The sequence below is a fragment of the Sphingopyxis sp. NFH-91 genome, assembly GCF_021401285.1.
GTDB lineage: Bacteria > Pseudomonadota > Alphaproteobacteria > Sphingomonadales > Sphingomonadaceae > Sphingopyxis > Sphingopyxis terrae_A.
In genome coordinates, this window is the sequence record NZ_JACBGA010000003.1 from 304452 (window position 1) to 319141 (window position 14690).

Annotated in this window: 14 protein-coding genes and 1 tRNA gene; 8 read left to right on the top strand and 7 right to left on the bottom strand. The window is 62.2% G+C overall.

The genetic code is table 11. The annotated features are described in order from the left end of the window. The first annotated feature begins 47 nt into the window (after window positions 1-47). On the top strand, window positions 48-710 hold the full coding sequence (locus L0963_RS09580; protein WP_234179298.1) for a hypothetical protein: 663 nt from the start codon (window positions 48-50) through the stop codon (window positions 708-710). A 43-nt stretch (window positions 711-753) separates the two neighbouring features. On the opposite strand, the gene L0963_RS09585 is transcribed toward L0963_RS09580, so the two are convergent. Then, window positions 754-963, bottom strand: a complete 210-nt coding sequence (locus tag L0963_RS09585) for a helix-turn-helix domain-containing protein (RefSeq protein WP_267960601.1) — start codon at window positions 961-963, stop codon at window positions 754-756. 129 nt (window positions 964-1092) lie between these two features. On the opposite strand from L0963_RS09585, the gene L0963_RS09590 reads away from it, so the two are divergent. Further along, window positions 1093-1908 (top strand): hypothetical protein, encoded by an 816-nt coding sequence (locus L0963_RS09590; protein WP_234179300.1) that lies wholly within the window; start codon window positions 1093-1095, stop codon window positions 1906-1908. Window positions 1909-1958: 50 nt separating this feature from the next. Here the strand turns inward: L0963_RS09590 and L0963_RS09595 are convergent, their stop codons facing one another. From L0963_RS09595 to L0963_RS09605, 3 genes are all read right to left on the bottom strand, one after another. After that, window positions 1959-2315: a hypothetical protein gene (locus L0963_RS09595; RefSeq protein ID WP_234179302.1), complete on the bottom strand. Its 357-nt coding sequence runs from the start codon at window positions 2313-2315 to the stop codon at window positions 1959-1961. A gap of 36 nt (window positions 2316-2351) precedes the next feature. Next, window positions 2352-3575 carry a tyrosine-type recombinase/integrase gene (locus L0963_RS09600; RefSeq protein ID WP_234179304.1) on the bottom strand — a complete coding sequence of 408 codons (1224 nt, stop codon included), beginning with the start codon at window positions 3573-3575 and terminating at the stop codon, window positions 2352-2354. A 271-nt stretch (window positions 3576-3846) separates the two neighbouring features. Continuing rightward, window positions 3847-3921, bottom strand: a tRNA-Gly gene (locus L0963_RS09605). Window positions 3922-4146: 225 nt separating this feature from the next. On the opposite strand from L0963_RS09605, the gene L0963_RS09610 reads away from it, so the two are divergent. Both L0963_RS09610 and L0963_RS09615 read left to right on the top strand, forming a co-directional pair. After that, entirely contained in the window at window positions 4147-5058 is a 912-nt protein-coding gene (locus L0963_RS09610; RefSeq protein WP_234179305.1) for a tetratricopeptide repeat protein, read from the top strand. After that, a complete protein-coding gene (locus L0963_RS09615; RefSeq protein WP_186401323.1) occupies window positions 5058-5708 on the top strand; it encodes an LON peptidase substrate-binding domain-containing protein in 651 nt (216 codons plus the stop codon). The genes L0963_RS09610 and L0963_RS09615 overlap by 1 nt, the downstream gene beginning before the upstream one ends. Window positions 5709-5915: 207 nt before the next feature. On the opposite strand, the gene L0963_RS09620 is transcribed toward L0963_RS09615, so the two are convergent. Further along, window positions 5916-7145 carry an FAD-dependent monooxygenase gene (locus L0963_RS09620; RefSeq protein ID WP_062901209.1) on the bottom strand — a complete coding sequence of 410 codons (1230 nt, stop codon included), beginning with the start codon at window positions 7143-7145 and terminating at the stop codon, window positions 5916-5918. A 139-nt stretch (window positions 7146-7284) separates the two neighbouring features. On the opposite strand from L0963_RS09620, the gene L0963_RS09625 reads away from it, so the two are divergent. The 4 genes from L0963_RS09625 (at window position 7285) to ribA (ending at window position 12617) form a co-directional block, all read left to right on the top strand. Then, complete coding sequence (locus L0963_RS09625) at window positions 7285-9600, top strand: FtsK/SpoIIIE family DNA translocase (RefSeq protein ID WP_234179307.1); 2316 nt, start codon at window positions 7285-7287, stop codon at window positions 9598-9600. A 111-nt stretch (window positions 9601-9711) separates the two neighbouring features. Continuing rightward, a complete protein-coding gene (locus L0963_RS09630) occupies window positions 9712-10368 on the top strand; it encodes a LolA family protein (RefSeq protein WP_234179308.1) in 657 nt (218 codons plus the stop codon). Between the two features lie 387 nt (window positions 10369-10755). Next, entirely contained in the window at window positions 10756-11550 is a 795-nt protein-coding gene (locus tag L0963_RS09635; protein WP_062901212.1) for an exodeoxyribonuclease III, read from the top strand. Next, complete coding sequence (gene ribA / locus L0963_RS09640; RefSeq protein ID WP_186401326.1) at window positions 11547-12617, top strand: GTP cyclohydrolase II; 1071 nt, start codon at window positions 11547-11549, stop codon at window positions 12615-12617. The genes L0963_RS09635 and ribA overlap by 4 nt, the downstream gene beginning before the upstream one ends. Before the next feature lie 102 nt (window positions 12618-12719). Here ribA and L0963_RS09645 read toward each other — a convergent pair whose 3' ends face one another. Both L0963_RS09645 and L0963_RS09650 read right to left on the bottom strand, forming a co-directional pair. Continuing rightward, complete coding sequence (locus L0963_RS09645; protein WP_186401327.1) at window positions 12720-13526, bottom strand: LytR/AlgR family response regulator transcription factor; 807 nt, start codon at window positions 13524-13526, stop codon at window positions 12720-12722. After that, the gene (locus L0963_RS09650) at window positions 13523-14668 is read right to left on the bottom strand and encodes a sensor histidine kinase (RefSeq protein ID WP_186401328.1); all 1146 of its coding nucleotides are present in this window, start codon (window positions 14666-14668) and stop codon (window positions 13523-13525) included. Before L0963_RS09650 ends, L0963_RS09645 begins: the two co-directional genes overlap by 4 nt. Between the last annotated feature and the right edge of the window lie 22 nt (window positions 14669-14690).

Genomic DNA, 14690 nt, shown 5'->3' on the forward strand with positions numbered 1-14690 from the left:
CAGAGTTATATGGTTGAAAATCATTTCAACACAATTCCAACCCTATAATGAGTATATTTTCGATGCCTACTACAACTATATCTAAATTCCCCATTCACTCCATTCTCGATTCCCATAACACTCGAGTTCCGTCCTATCAGTTCGAGATCGACTTTATTGGAACCGGGGTCGATGCTTTCGTCGGTCAGATTTCCAAGAAGCATGGATATCGCTTCAAAGATCGAGATCAGAAAGGCTTGAACAAGCTCGTAGGCCTCTATGTGTGTGAAGGCAGCCCTCAGGGCTTGGTGTCAGAAATCCCTGCATGGGCTTGGCAGCGTGACCATTATTTCAATCAAGGGATCGATATCTCTAGCCCGCTTGAGATGACGGTCTGGAACGGCGAGCAGCGGCTTTATTATGACGATGAAGCTGGTTTGTCCTCGATGACCGATTTCGTCGATGAGGACCGTTACGGGACCGATGCCGCCGATTTGATGACAAAGACACCCTACCTATATGCCCGTGACACCTACAGGCTTCATGCCAGCTATTCGGTGACCACGGACAAACCCTTCAACCCCGACCTCATTTCCCTTCACTGCAAGGACGTGCTTGGTTGTCGATTTATCACTCGTTTCGATTACGACGGGCAAACCTTCGAGCCAGAATTGCTCGACTGGCCATATGCCGATCCCAACGACCGTATCGTGCAGATACTTTTCAAGTGACACCATTGAAGCCCCCTCCTTGTGAGGGGGTTTTCGCATCCGGTCATTCCGATTTCAGCAATTCGTCAGGCTTCACCGACAACGCCTCGGCCAGCCGACCCAAAGCACGGACGCTGGGATTTCGTGTCCCTCGTTCCAAATCGCTGACGTAGCTCCGTTCCATCTCGGCTTCGAGTGCAAGCTGCTCCTGAGTCATCCCCTTTAGCTTCCGATGCTTCCGGACATTTTTTCCGAGGAGTTGGACCACATCCATTCAGCGAAATGGCCGCAAGTCCTGTTCGCAGTCTGTATACCAATCGTGTCATTTTTCTCTTGCCCTAGCATCGAGTCCAACCGGATATGTCACGATTGGAACACGTTACAGGGTGAGGGAGGGATAGCTGTGAAATACGGCCAGAAGGAATGCTACGACTGTTTGGGGATATTCCCATCAAACCTGATGCGGAGATTCCGGTTCGAGGAAATCAGCGGCAGCAGCGAACGGATGTTCGACCCCAACCGGAAGGGGGACTATACAAATCCAGCACGGACAAGGGTTCACACAAGGGTCAGGGAAGTCTTCCTATGCTCGTTTTGCTACCCAAAGCGTATGAAGAAGAGACTTTTCAAGAATGTTCTATTCTTCTCGTTCGTCGCACTGGTCGGGGTGATCCTTTATGCAGCGGCAACAAAATCATCGAGCAGACGATCTGCCACCGTTGCTAATAGTTCTGAGGCCGTGACGAATTCCGACAAAAGGTCAGAGGTGATCGACCAAGTTTCCGGGTCGAATGACACGATTCAAAAATCAAGCCAGCCGACCGTCTCGACCCAATCAACCTCCAATCCGGCTGAGCAGCCGCCGACGGATATACCGAGTTCGAACTTGGCTTATTCTCGTTTCTTTGATGTACCTAACGATACAATTGCTGATGCCAGCTGCACTGTGTCGGTCCACGGAAACCCAATCATTCGAGGACGATGCACCGTTAACACGAAAGATGATCGGGCAATTGTGTTTTCCAACGTCGACGGCTGCACTATCGACCTCAACGGCAGCGGTCCGAATGCGACAGCGGAACTGTCGTCATACAAAAATCCTTGTCCTCTTCTCTACGTAGACGAAGCTGAACCGATATATCAGCTTCCGCTGGGCAACGTCACTCGTCGGGGTGATTGCTGGACCAACGACGATGCAACGATCTGTGCAAGACGGTGAAAAAATTGGGGCTTCGGCAGCGGCCGTTTGATCGACCGCTGCCGAGCAGTTCACTTCCCGAATTTCTTCCTGATCTCGGTCGATGCCTTGGTCAGATGATCGTCGAGTTCACCGGCCAAAATCATCGTTCTGAACGTGCAGAAGACGTGTTCACACTCGTCGAGGTCCTTGCACTGCACCGAGAACATTCCCTTCTTCAATTCGAGGGGAAATCGGCCGTATTTGATCGGGACGAAATAGGTGCCCTGCTGATCCATCCAGACCCATGATCCACGACGGACCTCTCCCCCGATCATGTCCCGGACGAACTTGATCTGCTGATCGATCCGACGAACCAGCTTCTGACGACGAAGGATCGAGGAACTGGCTTTTTCCGGTCCACGGCTTGCAACGAAATTCAATTCCATGACGACATCTCCTTGGTTGATGTCGTCGGGGTCCGGTCATTCCGTCATAAGGTCCACATAGGTCGGTTCGACCGATAGCTCCGCTGAATCTGACACAATGGTCGAAGGCATTTCCTCCGTGTCGGCAGTTTCCAGCCATCCGAAGGCCGTGTCCTTCGACTTTGGGGTAGATTTCCGCTTTGCGGTCCCTTTGGATGCTGACTGGCCACCACCCTTGGTCAATTCCTCCGACATGGTGAGGTTGGAGGTATGACCATAATATTCTTCCAGCATCTGAACGGACGTCCCCATGTTCCGGGACAAGGTGTAGTGGTTGACCCCTTCGTGAAGCCGGAACGTCGCATAGGTGTGACGAAGGGAATAAACCGTTCGTCCCCGTCCGAATGAATCCTTCTCGAGACCGCAGGCCTTGAGAAGGGACTGGAACGACTTCTTGAACGACCCGATTGCCGACCCGTCCTTGTGACAGAAGACCAGCCCATCGGAGGACAGGGGTTCACCATCCAGCTCCTCGATCCGCAGATCATAGATGCGACGGACATATTTCTTCACGTCCGGGGTTCGGGCAACGACCTCCCGAATTCCGGTCTTACCGGTGACGGTCAGAACGACATTCTTGGGTTTCCCCGTTCCACCATCGACTTCCCGAATATCCCTCCATTTGAGGGTACGGGCTTCTCCGACCCTGATGCCGGTGTTGGCCAGGATCAGCACATAATCGATCAGCATCTTCCGTTCTCGACGGGTCTTCCGATTCTCGACTTTCACGAACTCCCGGAGATACCGAACAAGTTTCCTCCATTCCGCTTCGTTGAAATGGGGTCGACGGGACTTCTCGCTGTTGATCCGGGGGAACTTCGGAATCTCCTTCAGAAGTCCTTCTTCGACGCACCATCGGAAGAAGTTTCGAAGGTCGTTGTGAATCCGTTTGACGGTGTTGGGGGACATTTCCCCTGTCTTCGTTGCTTTCCGGAGATCGTCGGTCAGTTTGGAGATCGTCGAGGTGGTGAGACCATCGAACGTCTGTTTACCTACCAGCAGCTTGACCCGTTTGAGAAGCAAAATCCTGTACTGGACCGACTGCTTCACGTCAGCTTCGAACCGTTCAATGTATCGATCGATCCCGACAGTGATCTTCGTTCCCTGAGACAACCCTCCGGTATGAACCTTGACCAGTTGCTGGTGGTAGAGGTCGTCCGCAAACTTATAGGCTATGTGTTCGTCAGTCGTCCGGGTGGACCGGTAGACATATCCCGTCATTCCCGGTGCTCTGATACGACACATCCATGTCGGTTTCACATAGTCCCCACGGACGAAGAGGTAGATTCCTCCGTCCCTGAAAGTCTTCGATTTCAGGATGTTCTGTCCACGGGGAGTTTTCGATTCCTGTGAATCGACGGGATCGGTCGTGGAACCGTTAAGACCCGAATTTTCCAAAATCACCCCTCCAAATCACATATCCGTATGTGATCCGTATATACTCGATTTGGAGATTTTTGGAAACAGGGGGCGGTGCTAACCCCTTGAAAACTGGAGCGGGCGAAGGGATTCGAACCCTCGACCCCAACCTTGGCAAGGTTGTGCTCTACCCCTGAGCTACGCCCGCTCTGGCGGCTGGCGACCGGTGGGTGCCAGCGGGTGAGGCGGGCGATTAGCACCGGCTTTTGGAGTCGGCAAGCCCCCCCTTGTACTTTTCTTAGAGGGGCCGGGCGAAGGGTTGGCATCCGGCGTATAATTCCCACATAACGCGGCGAAGAGATTCTTTTCGCGTCGGCACGGAGCCATTGCAGCCCGCCGCCATGGCGCGAAACAACCGGCAAGGAGCATGAGCGTGGCGACATTGGGGCTGAACCCGCAGGAAAAGGAAGCCGTCGAAGCCTTCCGCCGCGACGTCGTCGAACCGTCGATGACGAAGCTCGTCATCCTCGATTTCTGGGCCGAATGGTGCGGGCCGTGCAAGCAGCTCGCCCCCGTGCTCGAAAAGGTCGCCGCCGATTACGCCGACAAGGGCGTGGTGCTGGCGAAGGTCGACGTCGATACCAACGGTTTCATCGCGAGCCAGTTTCAGGTCCAGTCGATCCCGACCGTTTATGCGATCTTCCAAGGCCAGCCGGTCGCCAACCTGACAAACGCGCGCAGCGAAAGCCAGCTCAAGTCGATGCTCGACCAGCTGCTCGCTCAATTGCCGGTCGAAAGCGACGCCGGAGCACGCGCGGTCGAGATCGCCCCGCTGCTCGAAATGGGCGAATCGGTTCTGGCCGAAGGCGACGGCCCGCGCGCGGTCGGCATTTTTTCGCAGGTCGCCGAAATGGCGCCCGACAGCGCCGCCGCGCACGGCGGGCTGATCCGCGCGCTGCTCGCCGCAGGCGATAGCGAAGGTGCGGCGCTGGCGCTGGCCGCCGTCCCCGCCGACATTGCGGGCGATCCCGCGATCGCGCAGGCGAAAAGCGCGCTCGAACTCGCCGCAGATGCGCCCGACGCCGGCGAACTCGCGGCGCTGGAAGCCGCGACCGCCGCCCATCCCGACGACCATCAGGCGCGCTTTGATCTTGCCGTGGCGCAAATCGGCGCGGGACAGCGCGATGCCGCCGCCGACAATCTGCTCCACATCGTCGCCGCCGACCGCGAATGGAACGACGGGGCAGCGCGCGCGAAGCTGCTGTCGCTGTTCGAAGCGGTGGGGCTGGAAGATCCGTGGGTCGCCGCCCAGCGCCGCCGCCTGTCACTGATCCTGTTCGGCTGATGTCGACCGACGCGCCCCTGACCATTCAGCGGATCGCGATTTTTCCGCTGCCCGGGGCGGTGCTGTTTCCGGGACTGCACCTGCCGCTCCACATTTTCGAGCCGCGCTACAAGGCGATGGTGCAGGAAGTGCTGGCGCGCGACCGCCAGATCGGGATGATCCAGCCGCGCCAGATCCCGGGCGAGGAGGATCGCGAGCCCCCCGCGCTTTACGATGTCGGCTGCGTCGGGCGCATCATCGACGTCGAGGCGCTCGCCGAGGGTCGGTTCAACATCGTCCTGGAAGGCGTCGCGCGCTTTCGCGTCCGCCGCGAGCTCGACGTCACGACACCCTTTCGCCAGGTTGAGGCCGAAATAGAGGCCGAGGTCGAGGATGAAGCAGCGCTGTCGAGCATCGAGCGCGCGAGCCTTGAGCGCGAGGCGAAACGCTTTGCCCAGCGGCAGGGCTATGTCGTCGACTGGGCTTCGGTCGGTCAGCTCGACGACGAAACACTGGTGAACGGCATCGCGCAGGTCGCACCGTTCGACGCTGCGGCCAAGCAGGCGCTGCTTGAAACCTCTCCGCTCGAAACGCGCGCCGAACTGGTGATTCAGTTGATGCAGTTTTTCGGCCGCTTCGACGGCGACGACGGACGCGCGACGCTGCAGTAGAGCGTTAGTGCGGCGAGCGCCAGCGACGCGCAAAGGCACGATCGATCCGCGCCCGCGCACCCGGCGTCACCTCTGCCGCGGTGTGCGCCGTGCCTCGATCCTGTCCGACATCTTATGTCCCCTGTTCCCCGCGGCAAAATGGCCGCGCAGGATCAGGCTATGCCGCAATGGTTAGCGCGGTCGCACGGGGCGCCCAAGCAGGACTAGCTATATTTCGGTGCCAGCCAGCAGCCGCGGCAGATCGCCCGCTTCGCCGCGCGCTTCGTCCATGAAGAAGCGCTTGAGCGCCGGCATGCGCTGCACCGCGCCGAGCCCGGTACGGCGGACGAGGGAGGCGGTGCGCCCCGGAATGCCGAACAGCCGCGTCAGTCCGTCGGTCGCGAGGCTGACCATCAGATTGTCGAGCCCGCGCCAGCGCTGATAGCGCGCGAGCAGCGCCGCATCGCCAAGATCGAGTCCGATCCGCGCGCCGTCGACGAGGACCTCGGCCAGCGCCGCGGCATCGCGCAGCCCCAGGTTGAGACCCTGCCCCGCGATCGGATGGATGCCGTGCGCAGCGTCGCCGACCAGGACGATGCGGTCGCCGACGATCTGCGCGCTGTGATGGAAGCCGAGCGGATAGGTCATGCGCGGCGCGACGAGCTCCATCGTGCCGAGAATGTCGCCCGCGCGCTTGCCGAGTTCGGCAAGGAAGCCCCGGTCGCCAAGCTTGGCGAACCCCGGCCCGTCCTGTTCGGATACGGTCCACACGAAGGCCGAGCGATGCCGCCCCTCGCCATCGTCGACAAGCGGAAGCAGCGCGAAGGGTCCCGAGGGGAAAAAGATTTCGTGCGCGATCTGATCATGCGGACGCGAATGCGCCACCGCGCCGATCATCGCGTGATGATGATAGGACCAGTTGGCGATCGTGAAGCCCGCCGCATCGCGGGTCGGCGAACGGCGCCCTTCGGCGACGATGAGCAGTGGCGCCGCGAGCCGCGTGCCATCGGCGAGGGTCAGCGTGACACCATGCGCGTCGATATCGCGCGCGACCACCTTCGCCGGCATGAACAGGCGCACCAGCGGCGCCTCGGCAAGCGCCGCCGCGAGCGCGACGCGAAGCTGGCGGTTTTCGACCATCGTACCAAGCGCGGGGGCGTCCGCATCGGCGACGAAATCGAGCTCGCCCGCCTGTCCCCCGTCGCTGACCTTGATCGCGCGGATCGGGCAGCCGTGGGGTGCGAGCCGGTCGGCAAGGCCGAGCACGCCGAACATCTGCCATACCGCGCTGGCGATCGCCGAGGCGCGGCCATCGAAGCCTGGCGCGATCGTCGCAACCGGATCGGCGGGGTCGACGATCTGCGACGACAGACCATGATGGGAAAGCGCGATCGCCAGAGCCTGGCCGACAAGCCCGCCGCCGGAGATCAGGACATCGCTGCGCAATATTTCGCTCATGCCGCCGCTCTACTCTGGCCCGGCGCGCTTGGGAAGCGGGCAGGCGCACCCGGATCGCCGGCGCGCCGGGCGCCGCTTGACGACGAGTCCGCCCCATGCGCATATCGCCGTGGTTAATCGATCGAGGACCGCATTCCGCATGGCAAGCCGCAAGCCCGCATCGGCGAAGGCCGACTGGCGCACCGTTTTCAGACAAAGCATCGCGCGATCGCTGGTGATTGCCGCGGCACTGGCGCTCGCCGCCTTCACGCTGTTTTTCGCGCTCGCCCTGCTCACATACGACAGCACCGACGCAGCGCTCAACACCGCTGCGGGCGGCAGCGCCGCCAACTGGATGGGCCATGCGGGGGCCTGGTTCGCCGACCTTGGCCTGTCGGTCGGCGGCGCGCCGGTCGCGCTGCTCGTCCCGCTGTTCGGCATCATGGCCTGGCGGCTGTGGGCGGCCGAGCCGCAGCCCTATTGGCTGCGTCAGCTCACCTATTGCTTTGCCGGCATCCTGCTCGTCGGCATGGGCGCCGAGCTTTGGTCGCCGGCGTCGGGATCACCGATGCCCGCGGGTTGGGGCGGCCTGCTCGCTCTGCTCGCGGGGAGCGCGGTCACCCCGCTGTTTGCGCTGGCAGGCGACCCCGCCGCGGCGCTGATCCGCTTCGGCACGATCCTGCTCCTCATCCTTGTCGGCCTCTGGCTCGCGATGCGCTCGCTGCGGCTTGAAAAGGGCTGGCTCGGGCGGCTCAGACTGCCGGCGGCCGAAGGAAACCGGGTCGTCGAACCGGCGCGCGCGGCCCCGGCCGATGCGCCGCGCCCCGCCAATCTGGTCGAGCGCGTGATCCGGCCGCGCCCGCGCGCCGAACCGAGCGATCGCGCCCCGCCCGAGATTGCCGACCCGGCGCAGCGCTCGGCGCCATCGAAGCCGCGCGCCAAGCCGCAGACCGAGCTGTTCACCAATTACCGGCTTCCCTCGATCGACCTGCTTTCCCCGGCCCCCGACACGCCGGCGGGACAGATCGACAAGGCGGCGCTCGAACGCAATGCGCGCTTGCTCGAATCGGTGCTCGAGGATTTCCAGGTCAAGGGCGTGATCACTGCGGTCCGCCCCGGTCCGGTCGTCACCATGTACGAGCTTGAGCCCGCGCCCGGAACCAAGGCGAGCCGCGTGTCGAACCTCGCGGACGACATCGCGCGCAACATGTCGGCGCTGTCGGCGCGCATCGCGCCGATTCCGGGGCGCACCGTCATCGGCATCGAATTGCCCAATGCGCACCGCGAGGCCGTCGTGCTGCACGAAATCATCGGCAGCGGGCTGTTTCAGGAACATAGCGGCGCGCTGCCCATCATCCTCGGCAAGAATATCAGCGGCGACGCGGTGATCGCCGATCTTGCGCCAATGCCGCACCTGCTGATCGCCGGCACCACCGGGTCGGGTAAATCGGTCGGCCTCAATGCGATGATCCTGTCGCTGCTCTATCGCCTCGGTCCCGATCAGGTGAAGATGATCATGATCGATCCCAAGATGCTGGAACTCAGCGTCTATGACGACATCCCGCACCTGCTTGCCCCGGTGGTGACCGAACCCAAGAAGGCGGTGCGCGCGCTCAAATGGGCGGTCGAGCAGATGGAGGATCGCTACCGGATGATGTCGTCACTCTCGGTGCGCAACCTCGCGTCCTACAATGACAAGGTGCGCGGTGCGCTCGCCAAGGGCAAGTCGCTCGGGCGGCGTGTCCAGACGGGCTATGATCCCGAGACCGGCCAGCCGGTCTATGAGGAAGAAACGCTTGATTATCAGCCCCTGCCGCAGATCGTCGTCGTCGTCGACGAGCTGGCCGACCTGATGATGACCGCGGGCAAGGAAGTCGAATTCCTCATCCAGCGCCTTGCGCAAAAGGCGCGCGCGGCGGGCATCCATCTGATCCTTGCGACGCAGCGTCCGTCGGTCGACGTCATCACCGGCGTCATCAAGGCGAACCTGCCGACCCGCATCAGCTTCAACGTGACGTCGAAAATCGACAGCCGTACCATTTTGGGCGAGGCCGGCGCCGAACAACTGCTGGGCAAGGGCGACATGCTCTACGTTCCCGGAGGCAAGCAGATCACGCGCATCCACGGTCCTTTCGTGTCCGACGACGAAGTCCGCGCGGTCGCCGACCATTGGCGCGGCCAGGGACGCCCCGACTATGTCGAGAGCGTCACCGAGGATCCCGAGGATGGCGGTTTCGCGATGGAAGGCGCGCCTGCGGGCGGCGACAGCGCCGAGGACCGCATGTATGCCAAGGCCTGCCAGATCGTGGTCGAAAGCCAGAAGGCATCGACCAGCTGGCTGCAGCGCCAGCTGCGCATCGGCTATAATAGCGCGGCGCGCCTGATCGAGCGGATGGAGGACGAAGGGCTGGTCAGCGCGCCGAACCATGTCGGCCGCCGCGACGTGCTGACCGACCAATATGGGCAGCCGCGATAGGGAACTTTCGCCACGCCAACGACTTGAACAGCGTCTAAAGGCCGGGTTCAGGGCGGGTTCAATGCCGCCCTGCAACAAGCCGGTATCGACCGAAACAGACAAGAGAGCCCGATGACCCTGACGATCGACCGCCATTTCCTGACCCGCGCCGCCGCGCTGACGCTCGCGCCCGCCGCCGCCCTCGGCCTGACGCTGACCGCGCCCGCCATCGCGCAATCGGCGAGCGCGCTCGCCGCGGTGCAATCGCACCTCAAGTCGACCAGTTCGATGACCGCCGACTTCGTGCAGACCGATCGCAACGGTCAGCGGCTGAGCGGACAGCTGACGCTGAAGCGTCCGGGCAAGATCCGCTTCCAGTATCAGAAGGGCGTCCCGCTGCTGATCGTCGGCGACGGCAGCCGCCTGACGATGATCGATTATGAGGTCAAGCAGGTCCAAAGCTGGCCGGTGAAAAATTCGCCGCTCGGCGCGCTGCTCGATCCCGATCGCGATCTCGCCAAATATGCGAAGGTCGTTCCGACCGGAAACAGCGATGTGCTGAGCGTCGAGGTCAAGGATCCCAAGCGCCCCGAATATGGGACGATCACCATGGTGTTCATCCGCGATGCGGGGGCGCCGGGCGGATTGCGGCTGCGCGGCTGGGTGGCGCTCGATTCGCAGAACAACCGGACGCGGATCGATCTGTCGAACCAGCGTTTCAACGTGCCGGTCGCCGATTCGGCCTTCCGCTGGACCGATCCCCGCCCCAAACAGCGCGGCCGCGTCTGACGCCAGCACGACTTTTATGAACAGGGCACCGTCTCCCCAATGGGATTCGGCGCCCTTTTTCCGTCCAACCGACGTTCGGCATCGACGAACTGCAAATGTCGCCGACAGCCGCCGATTTTCGTTCAGCTTGGGGACAGGGAAGAGGGGCTATTTCAACTCTCGAAGGCGCCGACACGGCCTCCGGATTTTGGGTTTCCCCCTGTTGCCCCAACCGGATTGCCAGGTGTCTTCATTCAAGAGCGTGACGAACGCTGACCTTGAACCCCCGTTCCACCGCCCCTGGAACGGGGGTTTATGTTTATGCGCGGCGTGTCCGGCGCGTCGCTGCAGGCGGCACCAGCCCGCAACGATTGCAGTGAAGGCTTCGCACCGATAGAGCCGGACCCCATGACCCAAACGAGCATTGCTTCCTGGAACATCAACAGCGTGCGTGCGCGCATTGGCATCGTCGAGAAATTCCTGCGCGAAGAGGCGCCTGACGTCCTCTGCCTTCAGGAAACGAAGGTCGAATGCGGACTGTTTCCGAAGCAGATGTTTGAGGATCTGGGCTATCGTCACATCGTCACCAACGGCCAGCGGATGCACCATGGGGTCGCGATCGTCAGCAAGCTGCCGCTCACCGATGTGCGCAAATATGATTGGCAGGCCAATGGCGAGGCACGCCATGTCGGCGTGACGCTGCCGTCGGGCGTGCGACTGGACAATGTCTATATCCCCGCCGGCGGCGATATCCCCGACCGCGCGCTAAACCCCAAATTCGGTCAGAAGCTCGACTTTCTGGAGCGCATGACCGAATGGGCGGGCGCGCTCGCCGATACGCCCACAGTGCTGACTGGCGACTTCAACGTCGCGCCGCTCGAAAGCGACGTATGGAACCATAAAGCGCTGCTCGACGTCGTCAGTCATACGCCGGTTGAGGTCGATACGCTCGCCCGCCTGCAGGCCGCGGCTGGCTGGATCGATCTCGGCCGCCAGTTCGTGGCGCCGCCGACGCCGCTCTACACCTGGTGGAGTTACCGCGCGAAGGACTGGGAAGCGTCGAACCGCGGTCGGCGGCTCGACCATATGTGGGTTACCCCGGACATCCGGAACGCGGCGCAGAGCCACCGCGTCGTCCAGCCGGCGCGGAGCTGGGAACGCCCGTCCGACCATATCCCCCTCGTCACGGAGTTCGCATTTTGAGCGACGCGGCGGGTAGCGACCGCGGCGCCCGCCGCGCCGCGCGCGCAATCGACGCGCTGCGCCGCGGGTGGCCCTTTCGGATCGAAGGCGCCGACGGGGCTCTTGATCTGCTCGCCGTCGAAAGCGCGCGCGATGCGGCGCTGGCCGAATTCGGCAGCGCCGACCTGCTGATCTCGGGCGAGCGCGCGGTCACGCTGAAGCTTACCAACCAGCGCGCCGCCGCAACGCCGGGGCCCGTGCGGCTCGCGGATGGCGCCGCGAGCATCGCCGCGGCGCTGGCGATCGCCGACCCGGCGCTCGACCTTGCCAATCCGCTCAAAGGACCGTTTCGCACGATCGCAAACGGCGGCGAGGCGGCGGCGGCGACTGCGATGACAATGGCGCGCCACGCGGGCCTGCTCCCCGCCTTTTTCGTGCACACGGCCGGAGGTGAAGCCGAAACCGTCTGTTCCGCCGCCGACGTCGCCGCCCTGCTCGACCCGGCGCGGCTCGAAATCGCGGCGCGCGCGCGCCTGCCTGTCGCGGCGAGCGAAACCGCCGAGATCGTCGCCTTTCGCAGCCCCGAGGAAGCGTCGGACCATGTCGCGCTGATTATCGGCAAGCGCGACGGCAATCCGCCCGTGGTGCGTCTGCACAGCGAATGCCTGACCGGCGACGTGCTCGGCAGTCTCAAATGCGATTGCGGACCGCAGCTGCATGCGGCGCTGCACGCGATGGCCGACGCGCCATGGGGGGTGTTGCTCTATCTGCGCCAGGAAGGCCGCGGCATCGGCCTCGTCAATAAGCTGCGCGCCTATGCGCTGCAGGATCAGGGCTATGATACAGTCGACGCCAATCTGCGGCTGGGTTTCCCCGTCGAGGCGCGCGATTTTGCGATCGCCGGCCAGATGCTCGCGCTGCTCAACATCCCGCGCATCCGCCTGATGACCAACAATCCCGAAAAGGTCGCGCGACTGGAAAAGGAGGGCGTCGACGTCGTTGAACGCATCCCGCTCGCGCTGCCGACGAACAAATATAACGCGCAATATCTCGCGACGAAGCGCGACCGCACGGGGCATCAATTGTAGAGCCTCGCCATTGCGAGCGCAGCGAAGCAGTCCAAAGCGGCTTACGCCTGCTCTGGATTGCAGCGTCGCTTCGCTCCTCGCAATGACGATATGTGTTGGCGCTTAGTGCACGAACCGCGCGACCACGTCGCGGTAGCTGCGGCTGACCTTCACCTGCGCGCCCGAGCCGAGCACGAGGAAACACTCGCCGTTGGTGTGGGGCTTGACCTGCTTCACCTGGCTGAGGTTGACGATGGTCGAGCGATGCACGCGCTGGAAATTGCGCGGGTCGAGCCGCTTTTCGAGATCCTTCATCGTTTCGCGCAGGATCAGCGAATTGTCGGCGGTGTAGATGCACATATAGTCGCCGGCAGCGTCGATGCGTTCGATGCTGTCGACATCGACGCGGAAAATCTGCCCGCGATCCTTGATGTTGATCATCTTTTCGTAGCGGTCAGCGGCAGGCGCATCGGCCGCCGTTTCGGCATCATATTCCTCGACCGCGTCGGGCGCGACTTCGGCAAGCACCGTCTTCAGCCGCTCAACCTCGGCCGCGCCACGCTTTTCAGTGAGGCGCTGGCGCACGCGGTCGAGCGCATCGGCGAGCCGCTCGGGTTCGACGGGCTTCACCAGATAATCGACCGCCTGCGCCTCGAAGGCGCGGATCGCATGATCCGAATAGGCGGTGACGAAGACGACGAGCGGCGGCTCGACTTCCATCAGCCCCTGGATCACCGAAAAACCGTCGAATCCGGGCATCTGGATATCGAGGAAGACGAGGTCGGGCTTGTGCGTCTTGATCTTGCGAATGGCCTCCCGGCCGTTCTGCGCGGTGTCCACGACTTCGACATCGCTATGCGCTTCAAGCCGCAGCTGCAGGCCCTGGGTCGCCAATTTCTCGTCATCCACCAGGATGGTTCTGATCGTCATGTGCGTTCGGTTCCAATCGTCGCTTGTCCATCGGGCTGAAACGGAATCTCGATAATCACTGTGAATCCGCCATCGGTGCCCGATTGCACCTCGAACCGTTGCTGGTCGCCATAGGCCTGGGCCAGCCGGTCCCTGATGTTGGCTAAACCCACACCGGTCGATTCCGTTGCAATCCCGGTGGTGGGGTCGACGCCATCGGCTGACAATCCCGTGCCGGTGTCGGACACGGTAATCCGAACATTTTGACCGGCAAGCTGAGCCGTCAGGGTAATGTCGGCTCCTTCTTCCTGCGGTGTCACCGCATATTTGATCGCATTTTCGATCAGCGGCTGGAGCAGCAACGAAGGCAGGCGGGCGCGCTGCGCCGCCGGATCAATCTGGAAATGCGGCCGCAGCCGGTCCTCGAAACGCATCTTCTCGATGTCGAGGTAGAGCTTCAGCGTCTCGACCTCCTGCGCCAGCGTCACCTGCGCGGTCGGTTCGTTGGCGAGCGTGTAGCGCAGAAAGGCCGACAGGCGCGACAGCATCGCATTGGCGGGCTCGGTCTGTTTCAGAAGGACAAGGGTCGAGATGCTGTTGAGCGTGTTGAACAGGAAGTGCGGGTTGAGCTGGTAGCGCAGCATCGCGAGCTGCGCCGACGCGGCCTGCGCCTCGAGCCGCAGCACGCGGTCATTCTGTTCCTCGAGCTGCAGGAAATAGTTGATCGCGAAATAGAGCGCCGACCAGGCGGCGAGCGTCGTCGCGTCGATATAGATCGATACCAGCAGCAGGCCAGTAAAGCTCGTCTCGCTGTCGGGCTTCAATATCTGGAACAGCCAGGCGTCGATGAAGGCCCAGACCGCGGTGGCGAAGGCCAGGAGGCCGAAGCTTGCCCCCCACATCAGGATCGTGCGGCGGTTGATCAGCGCGCGATAGCAAACCGAAAGCAGCAGTGTCAGCGAAAAGCCCGTAACCGCGGAAACGACGACGAGGAAAAGGAAATCGAAGGATTGGCCGCCCGCCAGCCCCGACACAACGCGCAGCCCGAACCAGCCGAGCCAGCCGAGGATCTGGAGATTCCAGAAGGCGCGGATCTTGTTCCCGAAAAACGGCCCGGGCGAGGAAAAGCCGAACAACGGAATCGGGGAAGTCTGGCTTGCCATATCAGCCGCCGAAATCAGGGGA

Coding starts and splice junctions, on each gene's coding strand:
- L0963_RS09630 (WP_234179308.1), top strand. CDS start 9,712: ATGACCCTGACGATCGACCGCCATTTCCTGACCCGCGCCGCCGCGCTG.
- L0963_RS09580 (WP_234179298.1), top strand. CDS start 48: ATGAGTATATTTTCGATGCCTACTACAACTATATCTAAATTCCCCATT.
- L0963_RS09585 (WP_267960601.1), bottom strand. CDS start 963: ATGGATGTGGTCCAACTCCTCGGAAAAAATGTCCGGAAGCATCGGAAG.
- L0963_RS09615 (WP_186401323.1), top strand. CDS start 5,058: ATGTCGACCGACGCGCCCCTGACCATTCAGCGGATCGCGATTTTTCCG.
- L0963_RS09650 (WP_186401328.1), bottom strand. CDS start 14,668: ATGGCAAGCCAGACTTCCCCGATTCCGTTGTTCGGCTTTTCCTCGCCC.
- L0963_RS09595 (WP_234179302.1), bottom strand. CDS start 2,315: ATGGAATTGAATTTCGTTGCAAGCCGTGGACCGGAAAAAGCCAGTTCC.
- L0963_RS09600 (WP_234179304.1), bottom strand. CDS start 3,575: ATGACGGGATATGTCTACCGGTCCACCCGGACGACTGACGAACACATA.
- L0963_RS09635 (WP_062901212.1), top strand. CDS start 10,756: ATGACCCAAACGAGCATTGCTTCCTGGAACATCAACAGCGTGCGTGCG.
- L0963_RS09625 (WP_234179307.1), top strand. CDS start 7,285: ATGGCAAGCCGCAAGCCCGCATCGGCGAAGGCCGACTGGCGCACCGTT.
- L0963_RS09645 (WP_186401327.1), bottom strand. CDS start 13,526: ATGACGATCAGAACCATCCTGGTGGATGACGAGAAATTGGCGACCCAG.
- L0963_RS09620 (WP_062901209.1), bottom strand. CDS start 7,145: ATGAGCGAAATATTGCGCAGCGATGTCCTGATCTCCGGCGGCGGGCTT.